A 25,547-nucleotide genomic window follows, 5' to 3' on the forward strand; every position below is an offset into this window, starting at 1 on the left:
CCTACTTAAAAACTATCTTCATATTCCTCTAATAATGGTAATATCTGATCCTTATCGGACAATATAGGATCGGTTACTGGCCAAGGAATTGCTAAATCTTTATCTTCCCAAAGTAATCCTGAGTCATGCTCTGCGCTATAATATTCATCTACTTTATACATAACGATAGTATGCGGAACAAGCGTGCAAAATCCATGCGCAAACCCTTTTGGCACTAGTAATTGCCGATGGTTATCTGCACTTAAAATATATCCTTTCCATTGTTTAAATGTTGGTGATTTTTTTCGTAAATCAACGATAACATCATAAATTGCCCCTTGCATAACTTGAATGAGTTTCGTTTGTGCTTTCGGTTTTTTTTGAAAGTGTAGTCCCCGAATCGTTCCTGCCTTAGCCGAATAAGATACGTTATCCTGTACAAATGAATACGTTATCCCTAATGTTTCTAGCACCTGCTTATTATAACTCTCTGAAAAAAAGCCACGCTCGTCTCCAAACAACCTCGGTTCTAACAATTTTGCATCGGTAAAATTTGTTTCTACAACTTTCATATTCTCACCTATTCTCCGTTAAACTGTTTCCCAAAATTAATATCACGCGCTAACGTATTCGCCTTTTGAAGCGAAGCATGAGTTCCCGCATCAGTCCACCAGCCGCTCATTTCATTATAAGTAAGTACCCCTCGTTTTAAATACCAATTATTTATATCTGTAATTTCAAGTTCTCCCCGTGCAGAAGGTTTTAATTCTTTAATATAAGAAAAGACTTTCGAATCATACAAATAAATTCCCGTAACCGCATAAGAACTTTTCGGCTCTTTCGGCTTTTCTTCAATTTCAACTATTTTTCGGTTTTGAATATGTGCTACGCCAAATCTTTCGGGATCTTCTACAGATTGCAATAGCACTTTCGCACCTTCTTTTTGATTTGCAAACTCTTCAACATACGGAAGAATATCATCTGAAAAAATATTATCCCCTAATATAACTACCATACGATCATTCCCGACGAAATCTTCACAAAGCCCTAACGCCTGTGCGATCCCGCCCGCTTTATCTTGCACACGATACGTAAAGGACACTCCAAATTCATGACCACTCCCTAAAAAGCTAACAACATCCCCCATATGCTCTTTACCCGTAATAATCATAATATCTGTAATATCGCATTGTTTTAGCTTATATACCGCATGATAAATCATCGGATACCGACCAACAGGAAGTAAATGTTTATTCGTTACTTTCGTTATTGGATATAATCTCGATCCAGTACCACCTGCTAAAATAATTCCTTTCACTTTTCATCTCTCCTTTATGATGGAGATAATATATCTTTGTAATGTTCTACAAACACTTTCCGGTACTTCTCATATGTATCCGCATCAAACTCATCCCCGTTGTAATGAATACACCATAAATTTGCTTGATTTGGGATACCAATTAAATAACCAGCCCTTTGAAACTCTAAAGACTGTGACACATCATAAAAGTGAAACCCTTGAAACAAATCTTCTCGCCACGGAATATCATACTGCGTTGCCATGAATAAACCATCAATTGCCTGAACTGACAAAAATGGTTGATTACCATAAAAAACCTGATCTAAATTTAATAATTGATAATTCCGTCTTCTATACTCAATCACTTTCCCTACTAAATTTTTTCCTTCCCACCATATCCCGTTATTCGGTAAAAACTGAGCCCCAGCGACTCCTATTAAACCAAGCTTTTCATTTTCTTTAAAAAGAGATATAAGTGTAGAAAACATGTCTCGATTAATAAGATATGTATCTTGATGTATATACACTTTGTATTTCGCTGGATATGAAAGGGCTCGGTTGTATGCACTTGCCATACTTTGCGCATCTCGTATCGGAAAAATTTGCACGACATAACCAGAGGGAACAAAAATGTTTCTTATTTGGCTCTCACATTGTTTGAAAAGCTCCTCATTATTTACACAAACAACGACTAATATTGTATGATCTTTCATTTTTGTCCCCCCTTTTATTCTTCCTTATTTACATCTGACATATAGTGTTCCACAAATATTTTCCGATACTTTTCATAGTTCGTCATATTCACATCAAAATGATAATGGATACACCAAGCATCGCGCTGTACAGGTACACCGACTGTATATCCTGCTTTTTTAAATTCAAATGATTGAGATACATCATAAAAATCAAATCCGTCAAATAAGTCTTCTCGCCACGGAACATCATATTGTGTCGCCATTAATAAACCATCAATACATTCTACAGGAATAAATGTTTTTGATTCATGATACGGTTGTTCTAAACTTGCCATATAAAACAAATCATTCATATAACCAATGACTTTTCCTACAATTCCACGCCCTTCGTTCCATACGCCAGTCGGAGGAACATATTGCGCTCCAACCATCCCAATCATCCCAAGGTTTTCATGTTCCTCAAATAATTGAAGTAATCCGTATAAAAAAGCCCTATTTATAATAAAAACATCTTGATGTAAATACACTTTATACTTCGCTGGATGCGAAATGGCTTGATTGTATCCACTCGTCATACTTTTCGCATTTCGAATCGGCATAAATTGGACAATATACCCTGGCGGTACTAACAATTGCAATATATGTCGCACGCAGTTTGCATACAATTTCCGATCATTTATGCATGTAACAAATAATATTGTTTTGTCTGCAGCACTCATAATTGTGATTTTTCAGCTTCAATAATATACTGAAATACAACTGTCTCAGCCATGAAGCCACTTCCAAGACGATATTTTTTACAAATTCCATATAACTCCTCAATAAGCGGCTCATACATTTTATGATCAACATATACACGATCTACTTTACTAATTGAATATCCTGCTTTTAAAAACATTCTTAGCATTTCATTGAATGTAAAGAAACGAATATGTGTTTTATCTAATAAACCATATTCTGTATACGTCCAATTTCCAGCAAGTAAGGGAGCTAATACTGAAATATGAGCAACGTTTGGTATACTTGCTAAAATCACACCATTTTGCTTTATATATGGCTTAACCTTTTCAATCACAGCCCACGGATCAAATAAATGCTCTAATACATCCCCAAATAGGACGCAATCAAATTGCCCCTCCTCATAAGGAAGATCTATTTTTTCTATATCCCCTAAAATAACATGATCTAGTCTTTCCTTCGCTTTTTCTGCCGCCTCTGGAAATGCCTCTATTCCTGATACACGTGTACCGTTTTCTTTAATAGCTGCTCCCAATGCACCGCTCGAGCAACCAATATCAAGAACTTCTTTCCATTCCTTTTTTATATGCTTTAATAAATTCGGATTCGCTGCATTATAATAATGCTCGGATTTTTCTTCATATAAAGAACTTTTTTCGCGATTCATTTCACACACTCCTTATGCAAATTGAATTAGAAATATAAATCTCATATGAATTCTATAAAGTGCAGATTTTGTTCATCCCCCAATGATTATTAGCCCGCAAATAGCAGTATAAAATCTTTTATTTATATTGGTTACGTTACTGATACTCTAATATATAACCAATCTATTAGAGTTAGAATAGCGATAAATCATTTCTAAAAAACGAAACCTATTACACTTTATATGGTTTATCAAAAACTCCCCGAAAATATTTACGGTTATATTCAATTGCAGCATTATTCGGAACATAAGAAGCTGCTAATTCATTGTAATAATACGCTTTATCCTGCTCCCCTAACCTGCTATAACAAATACACATTTGTAAATAGGGTAGCCATGTGTAGCTAGCTGGACTATGGAAAGGACTTTCCGTTGCCATTGGTACTTCCGTGGCAAGTTTAAACCAAAATATCGCTTCATTATATTTTTCTTGTTCCATATATATATATCCTATTCTTGTACAATTCTCTCCTCTAGGGACGTCATACCGAAACGACTTCACACAAGATTCGATTGCCTTCTCCCACATTCCTAGCTTTGCATAGCAATCTCCTAACTTACCACATGCATAAATTTTCTCTTCATACCATCCTTCGTCTTGATTAAGAAATGTTTCATATAGAAGAACTGCATCATCATATTTTTGGTTATCCGTAGATTCATTTGCGTAATAAAATAAATCTCTCGGACTTAATTCTTCACCTGCCGCTACAGTATTTTGAAAAATTTTCAAATTACGATTTGTTACTTTTTTTTCTTTTTTATGTGTAATAGCAACATTACTACTAAAAACCTCACCAGAAATAGCTAAATACTCATGAACCTTTCCAAACCATTGAAATTGTTTTTCACGCTTTACAAGTCGATTTCTTTTTGTACAATATAAAGGTTTCCCGTTAGAATCCATTGCAAGATGATAAGGCATCGAAACAGCATCAATTTTAGGATCTAATTCTCTTTTTAAAAGTTTCAATGCTTCTTGAGCATCTTCTAATAAGACATCATCTGCATCTAGCCACAATATATACTCTTGCGTCGCTTTTGAAAAAGAAAAATTTCTTGCTGCTGCAAAATCATCAATCCACTGGAAATCATATATGTTAGAAGTGTATTTCTCTACGATTTCTTTCGTTCGATCGACGGAACCTGTATCAACTACTATAATTTCATCCACAATTTTTTCAACTGTTTCTAAACAACGGGCTATTGTCTCCTCCTCATCTCGAACAATCATACATAAACTAATTGTAATTCCTTGCTTGTTCAACATAATCACCCTCTTCCAAATCAATCATATGTTATACATATACTAAACTTTCCATTTTTTTAAATTGTTCAAGTAGTTTAAGATTTCTTTTCAATAATTCAAATGTCCGTGTCATTTTCTTTCGGTTTTGCATCTACTATATAATGAACGCTTTATGGAGGTGAATTTATGTCAAATAATAATTATTCAAATGGATTAAATCCCGATGAATCTTTATCAGCTAGTGCATTTGACCCTAATCTTGTAGGACCTACATTACCACCGATACCACCGTTTACCCTTCCGACTGGGCCGACCGGGCCGACCGGGCCGACTGGACCTACGGGGCCGACTGTACCTACCGGGCCAACTGGACCTACGGGGCCAACTGGACCTACGGGACCTACAGGACCTACAGGACCGACTGGTGGCACTGGGACTACTGGACCTACGGGGCCGACTGGTGGCACTGGGACTACTGGACCTACGGGGACTACTGGTGACACTGGGGCTACTGGACCTACAGGGCCGACTGGTGACACTGGGGCTACTGGACCTACGGGGCCGACTGGGGCTACTGGACCGACTGGACCTACGGGACCATCTGGACTAGGGCTTCCAGCAGGATTGTATGCATTTAACTCCGCTGGGATTTCTTTGGATATTGGACTTAATGCTCCAGTACCATTTAATACTGTTGGATCTCAGTTTGGTACAGCAATTTCTCAATTAGATCCTGATACTTTCGTAATTAGTCAAACTGGATTCTATAAAATTACCGTTATCGTATACACTGCAGCAGTAAGTCTATTAGGAGGACTTACAATCCAAGTAAATGGGGTATCTGTTCCAGGTACTGGGGCCACTTTAATCTCAGTTGGAGCACCTATCGTTGTTCAAGCAATTACGCAAATTACGACAACTCCATCATTAATTGAAGTAATCGTTACAGGGCTTGGGCTATCATTAGCTGTTGGTACAAATGCATCTATTATTATTGAAAAAATCGCTTAATTTTTTACTTAGCAGTAAAACTGATATCAGTTTTACTGCTTTTTCAATTTCAAATTCAATCATGAAACATTCGCTATCTACATAATCATATTGTTGTATGACATTTTGCAGGAGGCACAAATATGGAAAGTAAATCTGCTGTTCAGCTTTATCTCGAATTGCTAAAGAAGACCATTTTATTTGAAATATGGTTAGAATATGAGGCATACTTACCCGCATCTCTACATATTTCAAAAGAACTAGAATTCGAGCCAGTTACAGTCCCCCTCCCTTTATTCATTAAGCAATATGCTGAAAACCATAACTTAAAAATTGTAAAACCAAATGTTTCAAAAAGTGAACGCCATGATGGAATGGATTGGCCAAGAGCAGCACATAGCATGATCGGTCGAGAACGTATGAACCAATTACAAGAGGCAATGGAAACCGTTGTTCGTGAAAATATAGAGGGAGATTTTATTGAAACAGGTGTATGGCGCGGAGGATCGTGCATTTTTATGAATGGTTTTTTACAAGCAAACAACATTACGAATCGTAATGTGTGGGTCGCTGATTCATTTGAAGGTTTGCCAGCACCGAATCTAGAACAATATCCAAAAGATTACGGTGATTATTTGCACACATTCGATTACTTACGCGTCTCTTTAGAACAAGTACAAGAGAATTTCAAAAAATATGATTTACTAAATGATCAAGTGAAATTTTTAAAAGGCTGGTTTAAAGATACTTTACCAACAGCACCAATTGAAAAAATAGCAATTGCACGGCTTGATGGTGATATGTACGAATCCACAATGGATGGTCTCGTGAACTTATATGATAAAGTTTCTAAAGGTGGCTATATAATTATCGATGACTACGGGCTACCGCCATGTGCTGAGGCTGTGACAGACTTTAGAAACCAACGAAATTTAAAAGCCCCTATTACTAAAATTGATGTATTTGGCGTTTATTGGAGAAAAGAATAAAAAAGATTTAATCTATAGGAGATTTCATTTTCACTCATCCTTCTCTCACTTCTAATCCAATTAAGTATTCTTTTTCGGAATCTCCTTACATATAACAATTGTTTTCCTGTGTTCTCTCAATACAAATTGAAAATTTTATTAATAGACTTACTGCATCTTCTCATACAAGAAAGGGGTATACTCATGAGTGAACTTAACAAAGAAATGACTTTACTCCCCCCTCCTGAACTCGTCCAATATGTAGGTGGCGACTTCAAAAAAGTTGGAAAAGAGTTCCTAAAGCATTTTATTCAAATTGGCGCTTTAAAACCAAATGAAAAAGTATTAGATGTAGGCTGCGGCGTCGGTCGAATGGCTGTACCATTATTGAATTACTTAAATGATGATGGAGCGTATTATGGATTTGATTTGTTTAAAGATGGAATTACTTGGTGTCAAAATAACATTTCAACTATGCGTAATAATTTTCACTTTGAACATGTTGACATATACAATCAATTCTATAATCCAGAAGGAAAAGAAGATGCCTCTCAATATCGTTTCCCCTATGAAGACGGGACATTCGATTTTATCTTTTTAACTTCTGTATTTACGCATCTTCTCCCAAAAGAATTAGAACATTACGTATCTGAAATTGTACGTGTATTAAAAAAAGACGGGAGATGTTTCATTACATTCTTTCTTATAAATCCTGAATCGTCCTATTATTTAAATGCAGGACAAAGTACATTAGGTTTTTATCATCGAATCGAAAATTGCTACGTTGTAAATAAAGATATTCCGAATTTCGCAGTTGCTTATCCTGAGACAGATATTTGCAATCTATTGAATAAGTACGGCCTAGAAATAATCAATAAGCCGCATTACGGTTTATGGTGCGGCAGACATGAATATACAAGTTACCAAGATATTGTTCTTACAAAAAAAAGCTTCTGAAAGGAAGTTATGTATGATGAATGAAAAAAATCCACCTCTCGTTTCCATCCTTATTCCCACTTATAATCGGCCTCATTATTTCAAAATTGCTCTAGAAAGTGCATTGGCACAAACTTATTCTAATATTGAAATCATCATCGGAGATGATAGTACAAATGATGAAACAGCAACTTTAATACGCGAACAATACTTACCAAATTATAAAAATATAACATACATTCGAAATATCCCTACTCTAGGACAATTTCACAATGACCTTATGCTCATAGAAAAATCAAATGGTGAGTATATAAATTTTTTAATGGACGATGACGTGTTTTATAAGCATAAAATACAAAAAATGATGACCTATTTTGAGCAAGATCCCAATAAAAATCTTGCTCTTGTTACTTCTTATCGAGTACGCATTGATGATCATGGAAATCTAATAGGTGATTCCCATCCAACACAAAGGTTATATAGTGAAGACACCCCATTAAACGGGATATTTTTAGGTAATTGGATGTTAAAAGGTGGACACAACATTATCGGTGAGCCTACAACTACCTTGTTCCGAAAGGAATTGCTCACTGAACCTTTTGGCACCCTTAAAGAGCGACAATATTCTTGTAGTGTTGATATGGCCTCATGGATTTCTTTACTTTCTAAAGGAAATGCAATATACATTTCTGAGCCTTTAAGTCAATTTCGCTACCATGCTGGACAACAAATACACAATAAGCTCCTTCAAGGTTGTGAAGATTTCACACACCTCGTTATAACAGCAAAAGAATATGGCTTTTTACAAAATACTACAGACTATAGAGCAGCTCTACTTAGTGCTTACCAATGGTGTAAAAGTTCCTTAAAATACTATCTTCATCAACTAGATATTTTTCCTGACGCACATGTACGTCTTTCCCATTGTTTGGATATAATTATTAAAGAGTTAAACAATTAAACTACTCTGCAAAATTAAAAGTGTATGGACTATATGTGAATCATTCGTATAGTTCATACATTCTTTCTCATACTATAAAGTGAAACTTTAATCAGCTCTCACCAATCGGGCTTTTACGGGCAGTTGATCCCCCACCTAACTTCTTCGCTTTCGCTGAATTTTGAGGTAGGGGTCTTACTGCCCATTAATGCGGGATAAAATCCATTACTATAAAGAGCAGTAGAAAGGAATACCTACATTGAAAGATCCAAATTCTCAATATCAAATAGACTACGTATTACTATTTATTTTATTTGCCATTGGGATTGTTAGTTGTTGTGCTATTGCAAGTGCGCAAGCCTCTTTACCACCATTTTTACAAAACGTCAATTTTGTACTAAAGCAAATCCAATGGTATTTCATTGGATTTATAGCCATTGGTGTTATTATGATTATCGACTTCGATCGTTATCAAAAAATTGCTTGGTATTTGTACAGCTTTGCAATGGTACTACTTATTGGACTAGAACTTCAAGTACCAGGTGCCGTTACAATTAAAGGCGCTACCGCTTGGTACAGGCTCCCAGGCATCGGAAATTTTCAGCCTTCTGAAATTATGAAATTATTTTTAATTATCGTCATTGGACGAATTATAGCAAACCATAATGAGAAATATTTTTCCCAAACAATACATGACGATTTTTTACTACTTGGAAAAATATTTGCAACAAGTTTGCCACCACTACTACTCATCGCAAAGGAACCAGATTTAGGAAATACAATGGTCATTTCAGCGATGCTTGCAGCAATGATACTAGTTTCTGGCATACGATGGCGTTTTATTTTCGGATTAGTTTCAGCTACTTTCGTTGCTGGAACTACATTAATATATATTTTTTTTACTCACACAGATTTCTTTAAAGCACACATTTTAAAAGAATATCAATTAAATCGCTTCTACGGATGGTTAGCACCTTACAAATATGATGCACAAGGCTATCAATTAAGACAAGCATTCTTAGCGACTGGATCCGGAGAAATGCAAGGAAAAGGGTGGGAAAATGGACAAGTATATTTTCCAGAACCACATACAGATTTTATTTTCACTAATGTCGCTGAACAATTTGGATTTCTAGGCGCAAGTGTCATTATTTCTCTTTTTTTCTTACTCATTTTTCGAATGATTCATATTGCTTTAGAAAGTAATGACCCTTTCGGTAGTTACATTTGCGCTGGTACAATCGGAATGTTTACTTTCCAAGTATTCCAAAATATCGGGATGACAATCGGATTACTTCCCATTACAGGGATAACATTACCTCTTATGAGCTACGGAGGAAGTTCACTGCTTACATACATGATTGCGATTGGATTCATTTTAAATGTTCGCTCAAGAACGAAAATCTTTATGTTTAAATGAACAACACAAAAACGCTATATTTTTATCTCTATCCTTTTTTAGATATACTAATGAAAAATACGATGGAGGTTTAAATATGAAATATGACATTATAGGAGATATTCATGGATGCTTCCAAGAGTTTCAAAATTTAACAGAGAAGCTAGGATATAACTGGAGTAGCGGTCTACCGGTTCACCCTGACCAACGTAAACTTGCATTCGTTGGCGATATTACAGACCGTGGTCCTCATTCATTACGTATGATTGAAATTGTATGGGAACTTGTCATACATAAAAAAGAAGCTTATTACGCTCCTGGAAATCACTGTAATAAACTATATCGATTTTTCCTTGGGCGTAATGTAACAGTCGCTCACGGACTTGAAACAACTGTTGCTGAATATGAGGCACTTCCTCCTAATAAGCAAAACATTATAAAAGAAAAGTTTATCACTCTTTATGAACAATCACCGCTCTACCACATACTAGATGAAAAAAGAGTAATCGTATGTCACGCTGGGATTCGGCAAGATTACATAGGAAGACGAGATAAAAAAGTACAAACCTTTGTATTATATGGCGATATTACAGGAGAAAAGCATGCCGATGGCTCACCGGTCCGTCGCGATTGGGCGCAAGAATACAAGGGGCAAGCTTGGATTGTATATGGACATACACCAGTAGCAGAACCTCGATTCGTCAATCAGACAGTCAATATTGATACTGGTGCTGTATTTGGTGGCAAATTAACCGGATTACGTTATCCTGAAATGGAGACTATCTCTGTCCCTTCTTCTTTACCTTTTGTCGCTGAGAAATTCCGTCCAATTTCATAACTACCTTACTTAGCATTATTTAGGCAGATCTCATATAAAACTAGGTAAAGTAATTAAAAAAAGATGCAATAAAGTGCATCTTTTTTTAATTACACTACATATAATGTCGCAGGAGGTGACAGAATGAAGAAAAAATCTTCTAAACAAAAAAGAAAATTCCCCCCTTTATATCTGCCCATGTACGGAATTAACAACTGGTGTAGTATTCGGGCTGCAGCGATAGAAGAACTGGAAGAACAAGAGTCATCAAAAAAAAGCAAAGTAAAACCAACATATGTCTCTTTAGAAAATGCTGTGATGAGCCGCATAATCGATCGCAGAAAAATAAAGATGCAACAAAAAAATAAACAGCTTTCAAATCAAGATGAACAGATACTACATTCTAACCAAACAGAAGAAAAGACGGAAGAAAATATTTCTGTAGCAATGAATAAAAAAGTGGAACCAGAAATTCCAGCTGCTATTATAAACAAAGTAAAAAAAATAAAAGAAGCATTAGCTTCATCGAATGATATACAAATTGAAAAACCACTCATAATTGAGACACCTACACCTGAAAATACAAAAGTTAAAAGGGGCGGCCGATATGCATATGCAGAGGGGCTTCACTCTCATGCGGAGGGCATGGCAGCACATGCGGAAGGCTTATTAACACACGCAAAAGGTTCTTTCTCTCATGCAGAAGGATCAAACTCAAAAGCAACTGGACATAGTTCGCATAGTGAGGGAAGTGAAACGACAGCAGGCGGGGCTTATTCTCATGCGGAGGGTAAACAGACAATTGCTTTAGGCGAAGCAGCACACGCAGAAGGAAACGCAACTATCGCTAACGGATCCTCTTCTCATGCGGAAGGTCATCATACATCAACAGCTCATTTTGCAGGTAGCCATATTATGGGGCGCTTCGGCACTGCAGAAGAAGCTTATTCTTGGTTTATTGCAAATGGTGTAAGCGACACCGACCATAATATCGGGGCTAAATGGCTTGCTCATAATGGAGAAATGTACATTGAGGGCGCGTCTTACAATGCAAGCGGAACGGATTTTGCACAAATGTTTGAAACCGAAGGTTATAAACCTATTGATGTCGGTTATTTCGTTACATTTAGTAACGAAGAAAAAATTCGGATAGCTACTTCACGCGATTCGTTCATTTTAGGAATATCTAGTGCAACCCCTGCCCTTATAGGAAATAGCGGGGCTTTAAGTTGGCAAAAACGTTATAAAACAGATAACTTTGGAAAACGCCAATATGTATGGACGGAAGCCGAAGAAATACAACCTCTTTTAAATACAGAATGGGATCCAACTTGCAAATATGTAGCAAGAAAAGATCGCGCCGAGTGGCTTCCTGTCGGATTAATTGGACAAATGTTAGTACGTGATGACGGCACTTGCGAAGCACATGGATATTGTCGTCCAAATGACAATGGCATTGCTACAAAAGCCGAAAGTGGATTTTTCGTTATAAAGCGTACGGGTGAAAACCAAATTTTAATATTATTCCGCTAAGAAAAAAGGGAACAAAATTCTTTATAATATAAGAATTTTGTCCCCTTTTTAAGTATGCCGCAACACTTCTTGCATATCGCTTGGAAGCTTTATAGTGAAAGACATCTCTTTCTCTAAAATAGGATGATAAAACGTCAAAGATTTACTATGAAGTGCTTGCCGTTTCATTTCATCCCTTCTCCCTCCATATAAGCTATCACCAAGTAACGGATGTCCTATATGAGCCATATGCACACGAATTTGATGCGTTCTTCCTGTCTCAAGCTCAAGCGCTACATGTGTCTTATGATATGTACTATCAATTACCTTAAAATGAGTAACTGCCCTTTGTCCATCCTCACAAACCGTTCGCTCAATAATGCTATCAGATTTTCGACCAATTGGTGCATCAATCATTCCTTCTCGTTCTACAATCTTTCCGTGAACAATTGCTTCATACGTTCGTTTCACAGCTTTTTGTTGATGCTGCTTCGATAAAAGATGATGCACGAAACGATTTTTTGCAATAAGCATAAGCCCCGAAGTATCACGATCTAAACGTGTTACGATGTGCACTGTACTTGCAAGGTGCTGCTTATCATAATGAGATAAAAGCGCATTGGCAACACTCCTTGTCGGATGTTCTCTAGACGGAATCGTTGACATGTTCGCCTCTTTATTAATGATAAGAACCGCGTCATCTTCATATACAATGCTTAAAGGGATATCTTCTGCCATCATCCCTTCACTTCTTTCCTCAACTGGAAAAAAGACACGTAATTCTTCACCAGCACGCAACTGATGACGAACACTCGCATGTTGACCATTTACTTCAATTGCCCCGCCGTGAAACTTTATATCCGTTAAAGCGGCTTTAGAAATACATTTCGTTTTCAAAAATTCCCTAACTAAAGTTCCCTCTTCAGCCGGACCTATATCCCATTTCAATGTAAATCTATTCAAATATATAACCCTTTCTATTTATCTGCAACAAACGAGTCACGAACTCGTTTCCAGAACGGGAATGGACGGAAACGAACAAATCGTACTTTCTCGTTTGCGACGCGATACTGGATTGATTTCACATCTTGATGAACCATCGTTAAATGATCCACTGTAATTTGTAAGTTCATTCCTGCAGCTGGCTTTAACACACATGTATGATGCTTCGGCAATACGAGCGGCGATCCTACAGTACGAAATACACGATTGTTAATGGACGCCATTTCTGCAATTTGTATCGCTTCAATAGATGGGTGAATAATCGCTCCGCCAAGCGCTTTATTATACGCGGTACTTCCTGAAGGAGTAGAGATACAAAGGCCGTCTCCGCGGAATGTTTCAAAATATTCTCCGCGTATTTCTACTTCTGTTACTAATGTACCTTCTGCACTTTTTACAGTCGCCTCATTCATCGCTAAATACTGTGACTCTTTACTTCCATTCACATAGCGAATAATAACTTCTAAAAGCGGATATTCCACCACTTGGAATGGTGTTTTCGCAATTGCAATTACTAATTTCTCTACTTCTGTCGGTAACCAATCTGCATAGAAACCTAGATGTCCTGTATGTACACCAACAAATGCTGTTTCATCCAATCGATTATAATAACGATGAAACGCATATAAAAGCGTTCCATCTCCCCCAACAGAAATTACAATATCGGGTTCCTTTTCATCCATTATAAATCCAAAATCTAGCAAGTACTCTTTCATCGTGCTTGCCAGTGTATCTGATGATTGATCTCCCTTTGACATAATTGTAAATTTCATCGCCCAACACCCTTTAGTTTATGATTCAGAATCTTTCGTTTCTTGCTTTCTTGAAAAAGCCTTTTGCGCTTCTTGAATTTCAAGACGAATAGAAGACATTTCTTCATCTAATAAAAACGCCGCTTCAGCTGCACGTTGCAACCTTATTTTAATATCTTCAGGAAAACGTCCACTATATTTATAATTTAAAGAATGCTCAATTGTTGCCCAAAAGTTCATTGCTAGCGTGCGTATTTGGATTTCTACCAATACTTTTTGTTCACCCTGAATCGTTTGAACAGGATAACTAATGACAACATGATAAGAACGATAACCGCTATCTTTCTTTTGCGTAACATAATCACGTTCTTCCACGATTTCAAAGTCATTTCGTTTTCGAAGATATTCTACAACAGGCTTAATCTCATCAACAAATTGACACATCATTCTAAGCCCAGCAATATCCTGCATATCTTCTCTCAATCGGTCTAGCGGTACATTTCTCTTCTCCGCTTTATCAATAATACTTGCAACCGACTTTACCCTTCCTGTTACAAACTCAATTGGAGAATGCTCTGTTAACATTGCAAATTGAGTACGCATTCCTTTTAGTTTCACTTTCAGCTCTGCCACCGCTTGGTGGTAAGGTGCTAAAAATTCTTCCCAATTTCGATTCATTTCAACCACCACCAAAATCAATCCATTTGCTTATAGAAATACTTTTTCTACAGCAGTTACTAGTTCTTCTCCGTAATTTGCATTACCTTCAATATTTTCAACTAAATATTCTACTTCTTCTTTTAATCCTTCTAATTCCATTTCAATGTCATTCACGCGAACGAACATAACCACATCGTTATTCATCGCTTCATGCATTGCTTCCCAGCATGTGTGCGGAATACTTACATAAATGAAAGATGATTCATTTTCTAAGATATATAAAAATGATAAATTGTCTGAGTCTACAAGTACGTGATTACGCGCACTTAACTCCTTTACCTCTATTTCACTATTTTCCGCACAAAAAATAAGAGCATTCTCTCTCTTTTCTACGCTCTTAACTTGGATTTTATTTTGCATGCTCTAACTCCTCCATCTCAACTTCCTGTCTTACTTAACAGTATTATTGTATCATAACATGGACGCAAACAAATAAAACATTGAACCAAATTTATGAAAAAGCGATAATGTGTAAAGAATTATTTTTCAAAAGGAGATTATACAATGACACAAGAAATTGAAATTGAATTCAAAAATATCGTTACAAAAGAAGAATTCGATACATTATGTAAATCGTTTTCTATTGAAGCATTTACAAAACAAGTGAATCACTACTTTGAAACACCTGACTTCTCGTTAAAAGAAGCTGGCTCTGCACTTCGTATTCGTCATAAAGGAGAAACTTATACGTTAACGTTGAAACAACCTGCAGAAATCGGTTTATTAGAAACGCATCAAGTCGTAACAGAAGACGAAGCAAAAATGATGATGGAAACAAACACAATCATTCAAGGAGCAGTAGTAGATCAATTACACAAATTACAAATTCCTGTTTCTGCTTTAACATATATGGGTAGTTTAACAACAGAAAGAGCAGAAACATTATTTAAAGGCGGAACGCTTGTCTTTGATCATAGTTTCTATTACAATCACGATGATTATGAAATTGAATTTGAAGTGCAAGATGAAGAAACAGGAAAAGCTGCATTTATTGATTTATTAACGCAACATAACATACCTGTTCGCCATACAAATAACAAAGTAAAACGCTTTTTCCTTGCCAAACAAAACAAAGCACGCTAAAGTGAAAATTCCACTAGTGAATATGTTTCACTAGTGGATACATCTCACTAAAAAAGGTTACACCCGTAGAATAAGCAAAGAATCTTTGAGAAGGCTGTTTATTTGCCCTCTCGAACATTCCATTGCTACAATAGATATACATTTCATGGAAAAAGGAGTTTATAAAGGATGAGCAAGCAACCGATGACACCATTTGAAGCAATTGGCGGTGAACAATGCATTGCAATATTAGTAGATACATTTTATTCCTATGTCAGTAAACACCCTGACTTATCTCCCATCTTCCCGGAAGATTTAACAGAAACCGCTAGGAAGCAGAAGCAATTTTTAACCCAATATTTAGGTGGTCCTAATTTGTACACTGAAGAACATGGTCATCCTATGTTAAGAGCACGCCATCTCCCGTTTGAGATTACTCCAAAACGAGCAGAGGCTTGGCTATCATGTATGGAGCAAGCAATGGATGATACTGGAGTGCATGGTCATATAAGAGAGTTTGTTTTTGAACGTTTAGCATTAACCGCTCAGCATATGGTTAATACTCCAAACGAAACAGGTGAAGTGTAATGGATAAGCAGGAAGCAAAGCATATAAATATGCCATCTCCTTCCGCATGCGAGCATAAGTCTGTAGAAGCATATTTATTTATTGATCCACTTTGTAAAGATTGCTGGGAAATTGAGCCTTTTATTATTAAACTATGGCTTGAATACGGGAAATACTTCTCTATTCGTCATATCGTAACAGGGAAAGTGGATGGAACGAACGCTTCCTCACACAAATGGAATAAACCTGCTAATATTCGATTTGTGTGGGAAAAGACAACCAGTTTACAAGGTTTTTCATGTGATGGAAAGGTACATATGCAAGAAGCATCGTCAACACCATATTTAGTTTCGATGGCAATTAAGGCAGCGGAGTTGCAAGGCCGAAAAGCAGGTTCGAAGTTTTTGCGAAAACTCCAAGAATACATTTTCCTTGAAAATGTATCAAACCCTGATTGCGAACTATTACTTGCATGTGCGAGAGATAGCAATATTGATGTAGAAGAATTTAAAAAAGATCTACATTCTGCTAGTGCAAAAAAAGCTTTCCAATGTGACTTGAAATTCACGAATGAAATGCATATTACAGAAATACCTTCCCTCGTCTTTTTTCATGCGAACTCAGATGAAGAAGGTATTAAAATCGCTGGAAATTATTCCTACGATGTATACGTACAATTATTGAAAGAACTTGTAAAATGTGAAATTGAGCCAGAACCATTACCACCTTTAGAAGTGCTACTAGAAGCAACACAATTTATATCTTCAAAAGAAGTAGCATTTATTTATGACTGTCCGCAACAAGAAATTGAACGCGAACTAAAAAAATTACAACTGAAACGAAAAGTACAAATGATAGAAGTAAAATGCGAACGTTATTGGAAATGGATAGCAAAAGAAAAAGACCTGGTGTAAACACCAGGTCTTCTTCTTTACGGCTTATAAAAATATTAAAGGGGATGGGAGAAATTTTCACGTTCAAACAAAGGGGTATATGTTTGTATGTGAATTCGTTCACGCTTATTATATTACAAGATTCGACGTCAGATGACAACCCCTTTTGTCGAATTTCACACTTTTGTCACATTCTAAACGTTTTCATTTTTGAATAAGCTATAAAAAAGGTCATTTAGGGGGTTTATTTATGAAAAAATCTTATATTGCTCTTCTCTTTCTAGCTGTCATCGTTTCTTTTTTCTTGTACATCCTCTCTCTACTACAAGCTTTTCCTAAAATTATTGCCTTACCTCTTTTATTCGGAATCATCGTTATCACACTCTCTTATTTCAATTATAAAAAACGATTCAAAGGGTTTTAATTTCAAAAATCAGCCGTCAAGCTATCCTTTCAGTTAGAAAAAACAAAAAAATCCACCTTTCTCTTCAACAAATATCGACATTAAATCTATTCAACAAAAAAGACGAGGATACAATCCCTCGTCTTTTTTCATTACTTTTCTTCAAATAATAATGCTTCTAATTCATTTAATTTCTCTTCAAATACTTGTAGCGCCTCTTTTACTGGTTCAGGAGATGCCATATCTACTCCTGCTTTTTTCAGCACTTCAATTGGATAATCAGAGCTTCCTGCTTTTAAGAACTCGTTAATATAACGTTCTACTGCTGGTTGTCCTTCTTCTAAAATCTGTTTAGATAGAGCTGTCGCTGCACTAAATCCTGTTGCGTATTGATATACGTAATAGTTGTAGTAGAAGTGTGGAATACGAGACCATTCTAAACCAATCTCTTCGTCGATTACTAAAGCGTCACCGAAATATTTCTTATTTAAATCGTAGTAAATTTCCGTTAGCATGTCTGGCGTGACAGCATGTCCTTCTTGTACTTTCTTATGAATAATATGTTCAAACTCTGCAAACATCGTTTGACGGAATACAGTACCACGGAACCCTTCTAAATAATGATTTAATAAATATAGACGCTCTTTCTTATCTTCTGTCGTTTTTAATAAATAATCATTTAGAAGCGCTTCATTACAAGTAGATGCCACTTCTGCTACGAAGATGGAATAATCACCATATACGTGCGGTTGTGTTTTTCTTGTATAGTAACTATGCACCGAATGACCAAACTCATGAGCAAGTGTAAATAAATTATTTACATTATCATGCCAGTTCATTAAAATATACGGATTTGTTCCATATGCACCAGATGAATATGCCCCGCTTCGTTTTCCTTTATTCTCATACACATCTACCCAGCGATTTTCATATGCCTCTTTCAAAATATCAACATATTCATCACCAAGTACGTTTAAAGATTTTAATAAAAGGTCTTGCGCTTCTTCGTATTTCACATTCATTTTCACTTCTGGTACAAGTGGTGTATATAAATCATACATATGAAGCTCATCAAGTCCTAGTGCACGCTTACGAATATCGATGTAACGGTGTAATAAATGTAAGTTGTCATTTACTGTTTCAACGAGTTGATCATATACTGCTTCCGGAATATTATTATTGCTCAATGCAGCTTGGCGAGCAGAATCATATTTACGAACACGCGCATTGAAATTATTACGTTTTACTGCTCCACTTAACGTACTTGCGAATGTGTTTTTAAATTTTCCGTACGTTTCATATACAGCTTTAAATGCATCTTTGCGAACACGAGGATCATCACTTTCTAAAAACTGAATGTAACGGCCATGTGTAATTTCTATTTCTTCTCCGTCTTCCCCTTTAATAGATGGGAATTTTAAATCCGCGTTATTCAACATACCGAATGTATTGCTTGATGAACTCATTACTTCAGATGCTTCCGCTAATAAAGCTTCCTCAGCTTCTGATAATACGTGCGGGCGTTGACGTGTAATTTCTTCTAATGCATGTTCATATACACTTAAATCTCTATTTTCCTTCAAGAATGTTTGCAGTGTATCTTCTGAAATCGATAAAATTTCAGGAACAATATACGCTGTGCTACTAGATACTTGTGAATATAAATTTGTTGCGCGATCATTTAATGCTTGATATACAGAGTTTGTTGTATCTTGATCGTAACGCATATGAGCATATGTATATAACTTACCTAATCGCATTGAAATTTCATCTTCATATTGCAATGCCTCAAGTAAATTGTCCGCAGAGTCACTAAGTTTCCCTTTAAATTCAGTTAACTTCGGCAATAGCTCTTTAATAGCTTGGAATTCTTTTTCCCATTCTGCATCCGTTTGGAAAATATCTTCTAATCGCCACGTACTTGCTTCTTCAATCTCGTTGCGATCTGGTAATGCTTTCACTTTGTTTTGTTCAGACATTCTTTAAGCCCTCCTTTAAATATCTCTACTTAAGTACAATTCGTTTTTTCTTATGTAATTCCTTCACAATCATTCTTTATTATATCCCCTTTTCCTCCTCTCATGTTAAAATTTGCCTCAAATAAAGATAGCGCATGTATTAAGCAAATCTCATCATGTTTCATAATTTCCTCCTCTGTTTTTAACATCACGACATCCCTTATTTTCCGGTACGTATAAGTTCCCACTTTACACAAAACACCTATATAGCATAAAAATGTCATATATTCAGTAACTGCCACTTTCCATATGTGCTTTGAAAAGTACGGAAGTATCCGCCTTTTCGTATACCTTTTTACATAACTACACACGTATTGAAGAGAAATACACTCTCCCACTGCAAGCTTCCCTATACACTTCATATAGAGGAAAGCTTGCCATATAAATGGGTTTGTTTGTAAAGCAAATGCAGAAGGGAGTGGAACACCAATTTCAGAAGGAAAGCTTGCTGGGGTACATTTAAATTGATATAAGAGGCGTAATAATGACTTATAATTATAATTCCAAATCGGCAGGGCATTTTTGCGGAAGTAGTTCTTTCTCTTCTTCCACTCTTCACCCAATCTTTCTTTCCCGAAAGGAACGGGAGAAAAAAGCATTTCAAAAGTAGTCGTATCAGTTGGTAAATATATAGTATGTGAGAAAAAGACATTTGTAGAAAAGGGAGTGACAAATGCACATTTCATAAATGATTTTTGTTTCGGACAGAAGAAAATAAGAAGTGGCTGAGGATAAGATTGTAAGGAGAAAGCCATAAGTGAGGAAAATTTCATCCAATATGCAGATTGCTTTTTCAATTGATTTCCACCAACGATCCAAATGACCTGTATACCAGCTTGCCAATACGAATATGTTCTTTTGTACAGCTGCTCTATAGCGAGGTTTGCACATTGGTATTCAATTGCAATTTTTCTGCCCGCCCTCTCTACAAAAACATCTGGTCGTTGCTTAATTTCTGGAAGGTAGTACTCTATATCCACCTGAAAGTTTTGACGCTTGAACCATCTATATAACAATTCTTTACCGTGCATATGATACGTTGATTCCGCTTCATAAAAGGCAAGACATGAATTCACTTTTTTATGAGCAAAATGCCAACTTTTTTGTTTCCCTAATTTCATTTGCACTTCCTTTCCACAAGCTACACAAAAGAATCGTTCTTGTTGACGCATACGGCGCAAAAGCTTTTCATTACAATTATAGAGTAAATGAATTTTCTCTCCGTTTTCTCTTTTAGCGATAAATATCGTAATCACACCCTTTCAGCTCCTTATATTCTACAATTTGTTACAAATTCCTTTTAAAAAAGAGATGTCCCAATTTCGGACATCTCTTTTTATAATAAAGGTGATAATAAGCGGTATGTTGATTCAACAATTCGTCTATGAAGACGTCTTTTATGAAAATGATCAACATGAATTTCACTTGATTCTTCTAAATCATCTTTAAAGTCTTGAACAAGTTTTCGAATGCTATCTGTATCATATAAAAAGGCATTTACTTCAAAATTCAAATGAAAACTTCTCATATCCATATTAGCTGTCCCAATTGAAGCTAAATCAGAATCGACGATGACAACTTTACTATGAAGAAAACCTTTTTCATATTCATATATCTTTACACCTGCATCTAAAAGCTCTGGGAAGTAAGATCTCGATGCGTAAAAGACAGTACGCTTATCCGGTTTACTCGGCATTAATAAACGAACATCAATACCAGCAAGTGCAGCAACCTTTAATGCGGATAAAATATCATCATCCGGAATAAAATACGGCGTTGCAATCCAAATGGATTTCCGAGCAGAAGCAATCATGGCAAAATATAAATGCTTAATCGTTTCCCATTTATTATCAGGCCCACCTGCAACAAGCTGCACGCCTCCCCAATGCTCCCCCTCAACTGCTTTCGCTTGTAAATATTCAGGGGCTAGCACAGCCTCACCAGTCATATAAAACCAATCTTGAAGGAAAATAAGCTGCAAACTTTGTACAGCTTCACCACGCAAATATAAATGTGTGTCTCGCCAAAAGCCGAAGTACTTATCCTTCCCTAAATATTCATCACCAATATTTAATCCACCTACAAAGCCTTCATTTCCATCAATAATAACGATTTTTCGATGATTTCGATAATTAATTTTATCGTTTAAAATCGGAAAGCGTACAGGGAAGAACGGAATCATTTCGACTCCTGCATCGTTTAATTCTTCAATATACGATTTTGATAATTTAAAACTTCCAACCGCATCATACAAAAAACGAACGACTACGCCCTCTTTTGATTTTTGTATTAAAATATCTTTAATTTCCGTTCCAAGCTTATCATCACGCACAATGTAATATTCCATATGAATGTGATGTTTCGCTCGTTTTAATCCATCTAAAATGGCCTGAAACGTTTCATCTCCATTTGTTAATGTTCTCGTTTCAGTTTGAAATGAAATATTTAAAGCGCCTAAGCGATCCGCTAAACGAAATAACAGCTCTTGATGCTTATGATTGCGTAAAATTCGTTCTTCGTAATCTTCATGCCCTTTATATTGTAAAAAAGCCTGTTCATCAAGTAACGCCTTCTTTTGGAACATTCTTTTTCTCCGAAAATTTTGTCCAAATAATAAATAAGCAAAGAAGCCAAATACCGGGAAAATTCCTAAAACAATTAACCATGTAAGTGTTTTAGATGGATGTCGATTTTCTAAGAAAATAACGCAACCAATTAAAAACGCAGATACTGTAAATAAAATACTAATAATACCTAAAATCGAAACATCTTTTATCCCAATCACATCTGAATAAAATGCTACATCAATAAACATACGTAACGAAACAAATAATGCGAACAATAGCAGTATAAAGAAAATCAGCTTTAACGTATTTTTCATCTCTTACCTCCTAACTAAGAAAGCTTTCCTATTCTTCATATAAAAAGCCGATTTCATACTACAGAAATCGGCCTACGTTTTAGCAGGAAAATTATTGCGAATCGTTTCAAGCGCATGCTCTTTCACAATTTGTTTTCCATACTCACTTACACGATGAATTGTTAAAGTTGATTCTTCTCCATATTCTAAAATAATACTTAAAATACGATCGATTTCTTCTTCATCATGTAGCACTTCATCGAATTCCACATATACATAATAGCGGTTCTCAAATGAATACAGCTCATCTTTTATATCTTCAAAGATAAGACGATGACTTAATGAAATGACATCTTCAAAATCATTAAACTTAATTAAAAAGCCAAACGTACCATCTTCATTAAAGTTTGTTCCTGTTTGTTCTTCTACCTCTTCGACTAATTCTTGTTGGAATAATGATTCGATGCCTTCATCTAGAGGAATATCTATAATTTTGTCTACCCCTATCGGTAGTTCCAGCTTTTGTCCGTCCTTTGAAAGCTCTGCTTTCGTGACAAGTACTTCAATCCCTTTATCGACTGCTTGCACTTGAATCCATAACGGCCCATCAATAAAGAAATCGTCATGATCACGAGCTTCGTCCATCATCTCCCAAAAGAGCTCTTCACTTCGTTCGCGATCATACCAAATCTCTTCACGATTAAATCCTCTATCCTCTATATCAATGTACGTAATAAAAAATTTCATCGTATGATCATTAATTCTTTCAATATCCAAAATACAACTCTCCCTTCCTGCTTAGAATTGTTATGAAGGGATTCCCCACTCATATGACAAATCAATAGATTCTTGTACTCTCATTTTATGATAAGATTCTCCAGAATGGAAATAAAATCGATTTATTTTACAAAAATAGTTATATGCCTATCTTTACTCGATAAACTACATAAATATATTATTATAGCGATTTCTTACTTACAAAAAATTTGGACATACATTTCCACATTCCCCCGTACACTGTAATAAAGTGAAACTTCTATTAGAAGAGATTATTTAACAACAACTTTCTTCATCACATACATATAGTTCGCTTATTAAAACATCATAAATGGAGGCAGACGAATGGACTTAGAGTTTTTAACATCCGTACTAATGATTGTCGGTATCGATGTTGTATTAGGTGGTGACAATGCAATCGTCATTGCACTAGCTAGCCGAAATTTACCTGAATCGAAACGAAATAAGGCTATTTTGATCGGTACTCTTTTAGCGATTGTACTAAGAATTGTCCTTACTATACTAGCTGTCTATTTACTCGATATTCCATTTCTACAATTGATTGGCGGGGTTTTACTTACATTAATTGCAGTCAATTTATTAACCGATAATAGCAACGATCTTTCTTCTATTCAAGGAAAAACAACTTTATTTCAAGCTGTGCGGACAATTGTTTTCGCGGATCTCGTTATGGGGTTTGATAATGTTATTGCCATTGCAGGTGCAGCTCACGGGAGATTTTTACTCGTCATAATCGGCTTACTCATTTCTATCCCGATTATTATTTGGGGCAGCAAACTTATTTTAATACTTATGGAGCGATTTCCATTCCTCATTTATTGCGGTGCAGCGATTCTTGCCTATACTGCAGGAAAAATGGTTACACATGAAGACAGACTTGCAACCTTTTTTCATAACAATCCAAGTTTCACTGCAAGCATTCCTTATTTGTTCATCTTCACTATTTTATGCATCGGCTTTATTGTACAACAAGTTCGATTACGCAATGTGAAACATTAAAAAAAACCTTCTACTATATAATAAGTAGAAGGTTTTCATATTATTATAATTAATTTACAAGACGTTGTGCTTCACGTAATTGGAACGTTCTTACTGTACGTGGTAAGAAACGACGAATTTCGTCTTCGTTGTAACCAACTTGAAGGCGTTTCTCGTCAATCATAATTGGACGACGTAAAATCCCTGGATAGTCACGAATCATCTTATATAAATCTTGAAGTGGTAAAGACTCTAAGTTTACATTCAATTCTTGGAAAACTTTCGAACGAGTAGAAATAATCTCATCCGTTCCGCTTTCTGTCATACGTAAAATCTCTTTAATTTCCTCAATCGTTAATGGATCTGAGAAAATATTACGTTCTGTATAGGGAATATGATTTTCCTCTAGCCATAATTTCGCCTTTCTACAAGACGTACAGCTTGGAGAACTATATAATGTTACCATACAAAGCTCACTCTCCTTAAAGAGTACAAATTCTGTACTAAATACAGTTTTAATTTCTAACTTCAGCAATTTTTCGTGATAACTTGTCTTATTGAAAAGTACAAAAATCACATTTCATGTAAGCAACAACTTATAATAAACAACAATTACTTTTAATAAGTAACTTCTATAATCATTATACAATAGATTTTGCAAGAAATATACAGTAAATTTCCTGCTAGTTGAGAAAACTCTCCCGTGTATTTCACTGCTATGTAACATGATTACGCTCATTTCAGCTGTACTTTAACAATAACTTTCAACCCTTTTACTACTCACTTCCCATAGATTTTTCATATAATATATAGTTATTTATCTATAATCTTCCCTATGAAAAAGAGAACGTTTTCTTACTTTTTCTTGATAAATCAATTAAGAAATGTAAGACTATACAATTGAGAATGAAAAGGAACATTTGTTCTCATTTTAACAAATATCCTCCCTCCTGTCTACACGATTTCTAAAGTAAACAAAATATTTTTCTGACATTTCTTTCTTTTTCAATTTTTATCTCATACAATAAACATACAGACAGGCAAAGGGGGAGTTTTCAAATGATTGCTTTTTTTATTGATTTTATTACGGTTGCTGCCCTCATCATCGGAATAACAGCATTGATTGGTGTCATTACAAATAGCATCGGCGAAAAGCTCTTTGGTGGAAAAGAAAAAATGAAGTTTGTTAACAAAAGTTTGGATGTACAATCTGGCTGGAACCAAGTTGGTGGAAAAGGCATTTATAAGAAACGAACGTATTAAAA

Annotated in this window: 28 protein-coding genes; 13 read left to right on the top strand and 15 right to left on the bottom strand. The window is 35.8% G+C overall.

Going from position 1 to position 25,547, the window contains the following annotated elements; genetic code table 11:
* Window positions 1–5 precede the first annotated feature (5 nt).
* The 6 genes from rfbC to AB6801_RS20710 all read right to left on the bottom strand — a co-directional run bounded on the left by rfbC (window position 6) and on the right by AB6801_RS20710 (window position 4,688).
* Window positions 6–551 (bottom strand): dTDP-4-dehydrorhamnose 3,5-epimerase, encoded by a 546-nt coding sequence (gene rfbC, locus AB6801_RS20685; RefSeq protein ID WP_000869415.1) that lies wholly within the window; start codon window positions 549–551, stop codon window positions 6–8.
* Between the two features lie 8 nt (window positions 552–559).
* Window positions 560–1,297 carry a sugar phosphate nucleotidyltransferase gene (locus tag AB6801_RS20690; protein ID WP_000676160.1) on the bottom strand — a complete coding sequence of 246 codons (738 nt, stop codon included), beginning with the start codon at window positions 1,295–1,297 and terminating at the stop codon, window positions 560–562.
* Window positions 1,298–1,311: 14 nt separating this feature from the next.
* Window positions 1,312–1,992 carry a glycosyltransferase family protein gene (locus AB6801_RS20695; protein ID WP_000651529.1) on the bottom strand — a complete coding sequence of 227 codons (681 nt, stop codon included), beginning with the start codon at window positions 1,990–1,992 and terminating at the stop codon, window positions 1,312–1,314.
* A 14-nt stretch (window positions 1,993–2,006) separates the two neighbouring features.
* The gene (locus AB6801_RS20700; protein ID WP_001271187.1) at window positions 2,007–2,693 is read right to left on the bottom strand and encodes a glycosyltransferase family protein; all 687 of its coding nucleotides are present in this window, start codon (window positions 2,691–2,693) and stop codon (window positions 2,007–2,009) included.
* On the bottom strand, window positions 2,690–3,379 hold the full coding sequence (locus tag AB6801_RS20705; protein WP_001078432.1) for a class I SAM-dependent methyltransferase: 690 nt from the start codon (window positions 3,377–3,379) through the stop codon (window positions 2,690–2,692). Before AB6801_RS20705 ends, AB6801_RS20700 begins: the two co-directional genes overlap by 4 nt.
* 211 nt (window positions 3,380–3,590) lie before the next feature.
* Window positions 3,591–4,688: a glycosyltransferase gene (locus AB6801_RS20710; protein WP_000932913.1), complete on the bottom strand. Its 1,098-nt coding sequence runs from the start codon at window positions 4,686–4,688 to the stop codon at window positions 3,591–3,593.
* 165 nt (window positions 4,689–4,853) lie between these two features.
* Here AB6801_RS20710 and AB6801_RS20715 point away from each other — a divergent pair, with 165 nt between their 5' ends.
* From AB6801_RS20715 to AB6801_RS20745, 7 genes are all read left to right on the top strand, one after another.
* The gene (locus AB6801_RS20715; protein WP_098394834.1) at window positions 4,854–5,678 is read left to right on the top strand and encodes a BclA C-terminal domain-containing protein; all 825 of its coding nucleotides are present in this window, start codon (window positions 4,854–4,856) and stop codon (window positions 5,676–5,678) included.
* Between the two features lie 122 nt (window positions 5,679–5,800).
* Complete coding sequence (locus AB6801_RS20720) at window positions 5,801–6,646, top strand: TylF/MycF family methyltransferase (protein WP_000444386.1); 846 nt, start codon at window positions 5,801–5,803, stop codon at window positions 6,644–6,646.
* Window positions 6,647–6,829: 183 nt separating this feature from the next.
* Window positions 6,830–7,582 (top strand): class I SAM-dependent methyltransferase, encoded by a 753-nt coding sequence (locus tag AB6801_RS20725; RefSeq protein WP_001292838.1) that lies wholly within the window; start codon window positions 6,830–6,832, stop codon window positions 7,580–7,582.
* 13 nt (window positions 7,583–7,595) lie between these two features.
* Window positions 7,596–8,522, top strand: a complete 927-nt coding sequence (locus tag AB6801_RS20730; RefSeq protein ID WP_002004643.1) for a glycosyltransferase family 2 protein — start codon at window positions 7,596–7,598, stop codon at window positions 8,520–8,522.
* A 238-nt stretch (window positions 8,523–8,760) separates the two neighbouring features.
* Complete coding sequence (locus AB6801_RS20735) at window positions 8,761–9,921, top strand: FtsW/RodA/SpoVE family cell cycle protein (protein ID WP_000654700.1); 1,161 nt, start codon at window positions 8,761–8,763, stop codon at window positions 9,919–9,921.
* A 76-nt stretch (window positions 9,922–9,997) separates the two neighbouring features.
* Window positions 9,998–10,738, top strand: coding sequence for a bis(5'-nucleosyl)-tetraphosphatase PrpE (prpE, locus tag AB6801_RS20740; RefSeq protein WP_000872694.1), 741 nt, complete (start codon window positions 9,998–10,000; stop codon window positions 10,736–10,738).
* A gap of 123 nt (window positions 10,739–10,861) precedes the next feature.
* Window positions 10,862–12,250 carry a peptidase G2 autoproteolytic cleavage domain-containing protein gene (locus AB6801_RS20745; RefSeq protein WP_058839332.1) on the top strand — a complete coding sequence of 463 codons (1,389 nt, stop codon included), beginning with the start codon at window positions 10,862–10,864 and terminating at the stop codon, window positions 12,248–12,250.
* A 48-nt stretch (window positions 12,251–12,298) separates the two neighbouring features.
* Here the strand turns inward: AB6801_RS20745 and AB6801_RS20750 are convergent, their stop codons facing one another.
* From AB6801_RS20750 to AB6801_RS20765, 4 genes are read right to left on the bottom strand one after another with little or no spacing between them, the layout of a single operon-like run.
* Window positions 12,299–13,192, bottom strand: a complete 894-nt coding sequence (locus AB6801_RS20750; protein WP_001079131.1) for an RluA family pseudouridine synthase — start codon at window positions 13,190–13,192, stop codon at window positions 12,299–12,301.
* A 14-nt stretch (window positions 13,193–13,206) separates the two neighbouring features.
* The gene (locus AB6801_RS20755; RefSeq protein ID WP_000673190.1) at window positions 13,207–14,004 is read right to left on the bottom strand and encodes an NAD kinase; all 798 of its coding nucleotides are present in this window, start codon (window positions 14,002–14,004) and stop codon (window positions 13,207–13,209) included.
* An 18-nt stretch (window positions 14,005–14,022) separates the two neighbouring features.
* The gene (gene yjbM / locus AB6801_RS20760; RefSeq protein WP_001081482.1) at window positions 14,023–14,661 is read right to left on the bottom strand and encodes a GTP diphosphokinase; all 639 of its coding nucleotides are present in this window, start codon (window positions 14,659–14,661) and stop codon (window positions 14,023–14,025) included.
* A 30-nt stretch (window positions 14,662–14,691) separates the two neighbouring features.
* On the bottom strand, window positions 14,692–15,063 hold the full coding sequence (locus AB6801_RS20765; RefSeq protein ID WP_001180003.1) for a UPF0738 family protein: 372 nt from the start codon (window positions 15,061–15,063) through the stop codon (window positions 14,692–14,694).
* A 144-nt stretch (window positions 15,064–15,207) separates the two neighbouring features.
* Between AB6801_RS20765 and AB6801_RS20770 the strand changes: the two genes are divergently transcribed.
* The 4 genes from AB6801_RS20770 (at window position 15,208) to AB6801_RS20785 (ending at window position 17,649) form a co-directional block, all read left to right on the top strand.
* Window positions 15,208–15,786: a CYTH domain-containing protein gene (locus AB6801_RS20770; protein ID WP_000191120.1), complete on the top strand. Its 579-nt coding sequence runs from the start codon at window positions 15,208–15,210 to the stop codon at window positions 15,784–15,786.
* A gap of 168 nt (window positions 15,787–15,954) precedes the next feature.
* Window positions 15,955–16,353, top strand: coding sequence for a globin domain-containing protein (locus tag AB6801_RS20775; protein WP_000043386.1), 399 nt, complete (start codon window positions 15,955–15,957; stop codon window positions 16,351–16,353).
* Window positions 16,353–17,246 carry a ClpXP adapter SpxH family protein gene (locus AB6801_RS20780; RefSeq protein ID WP_000360656.1) on the top strand — a complete coding sequence of 298 codons (894 nt, stop codon included), beginning with the start codon at window positions 16,353–16,355 and terminating at the stop codon, window positions 17,244–17,246. Before AB6801_RS20775 ends, AB6801_RS20780 begins: the two co-directional genes overlap by 1 nt.
* 229 nt (window positions 17,247–17,475) lie before the next feature.
* Window positions 17,476–17,649 (top strand): hypothetical protein, encoded by a 174-nt coding sequence (locus AB6801_RS20785; RefSeq protein ID WP_000750355.1) that lies wholly within the window; start codon window positions 17,476–17,478, stop codon window positions 17,647–17,649.
* Window positions 17,650–17,780: 131 nt separating this feature from the next.
* Here the strand turns inward: AB6801_RS20785 and pepF are convergent, their stop codons facing one another.
* The 4 genes from pepF to mecA form a co-directional block, all read right to left on the bottom strand.
* The gene (pepF, locus tag AB6801_RS20790) at window positions 17,781–19,607 is read right to left on the bottom strand and encodes an oligoendopeptidase F (protein ID WP_000003366.1); all 1,827 of its coding nucleotides are present in this window, start codon (window positions 19,605–19,607) and stop codon (window positions 17,781–17,783) included.
* Between the two features lie 50 nt (window positions 19,608–19,657).
* Complete coding sequence (locus AB6801_RS20795) at window positions 19,658–20,902, bottom strand: competence protein CoiA (protein ID WP_087966109.1); 1,245 nt, start codon at window positions 20,900–20,902, stop codon at window positions 19,658–19,660.
* An 80-nt stretch (window positions 20,903–20,982) separates the two neighbouring features.
* Window positions 20,983–22,527: a cardiolipin synthase gene (locus tag AB6801_RS20800; RefSeq protein ID WP_000799188.1), complete on the bottom strand. Its 1,545-nt coding sequence runs from the start codon at window positions 22,525–22,527 to the stop codon at window positions 20,983–20,985.
* Window positions 22,528–22,599: 72 nt separating this feature from the next.
* The gene (gene mecA / locus AB6801_RS20805; protein ID WP_000350716.1) at window positions 22,600–23,283 is read right to left on the bottom strand and encodes an adaptor protein MecA; all 684 of its coding nucleotides are present in this window, start codon (window positions 23,281–23,283) and stop codon (window positions 22,600–22,602) included.
* A gap of 345 nt (window positions 23,284–23,628) precedes the next feature.
* Here mecA and AB6801_RS20810 point away from each other — a divergent pair, with 345 nt between their 5' ends.
* Entirely contained in the window at window positions 23,629–24,303 is a 675-nt protein-coding gene (locus AB6801_RS20810) for a TerC family protein (protein ID WP_000362615.1), read from the top strand.
* Between the two features lie 49 nt (window positions 24,304–24,352).
* Here the strand turns inward: AB6801_RS20810 and spx are convergent, their stop codons facing one another.
* Complete coding sequence (gene spx, locus AB6801_RS20815; RefSeq protein WP_000258267.1) at window positions 24,353–24,748, bottom strand: transcriptional regulator Spx; 396 nt, start codon at window positions 24,746–24,748, stop codon at window positions 24,353–24,355.
* Window positions 24,749–25,341: 593 nt separating this feature from the next.
* On the opposite strand from spx, the gene AB6801_RS20820 reads away from it, so the two are divergent.
* The gene (locus AB6801_RS20820; protein WP_000559971.1) at window positions 25,342–25,545 is read left to right on the top strand and encodes a hypothetical protein; all 204 of its coding nucleotides are present in this window, start codon (window positions 25,342–25,344) and stop codon (window positions 25,543–25,545) included.
* Window positions 25,546–25,547: the final 2 nt, after the last annotated feature.

It is taken from the genome of Bacillus sp. RCC_6_1 (assembly GCF_041360755.1).
Classification (GTDB): domain Bacteria; phylum Bacillota; class Bacilli; order Bacillales; family Bacillaceae_G; genus Bacillus_A; species Bacillus_A cereus.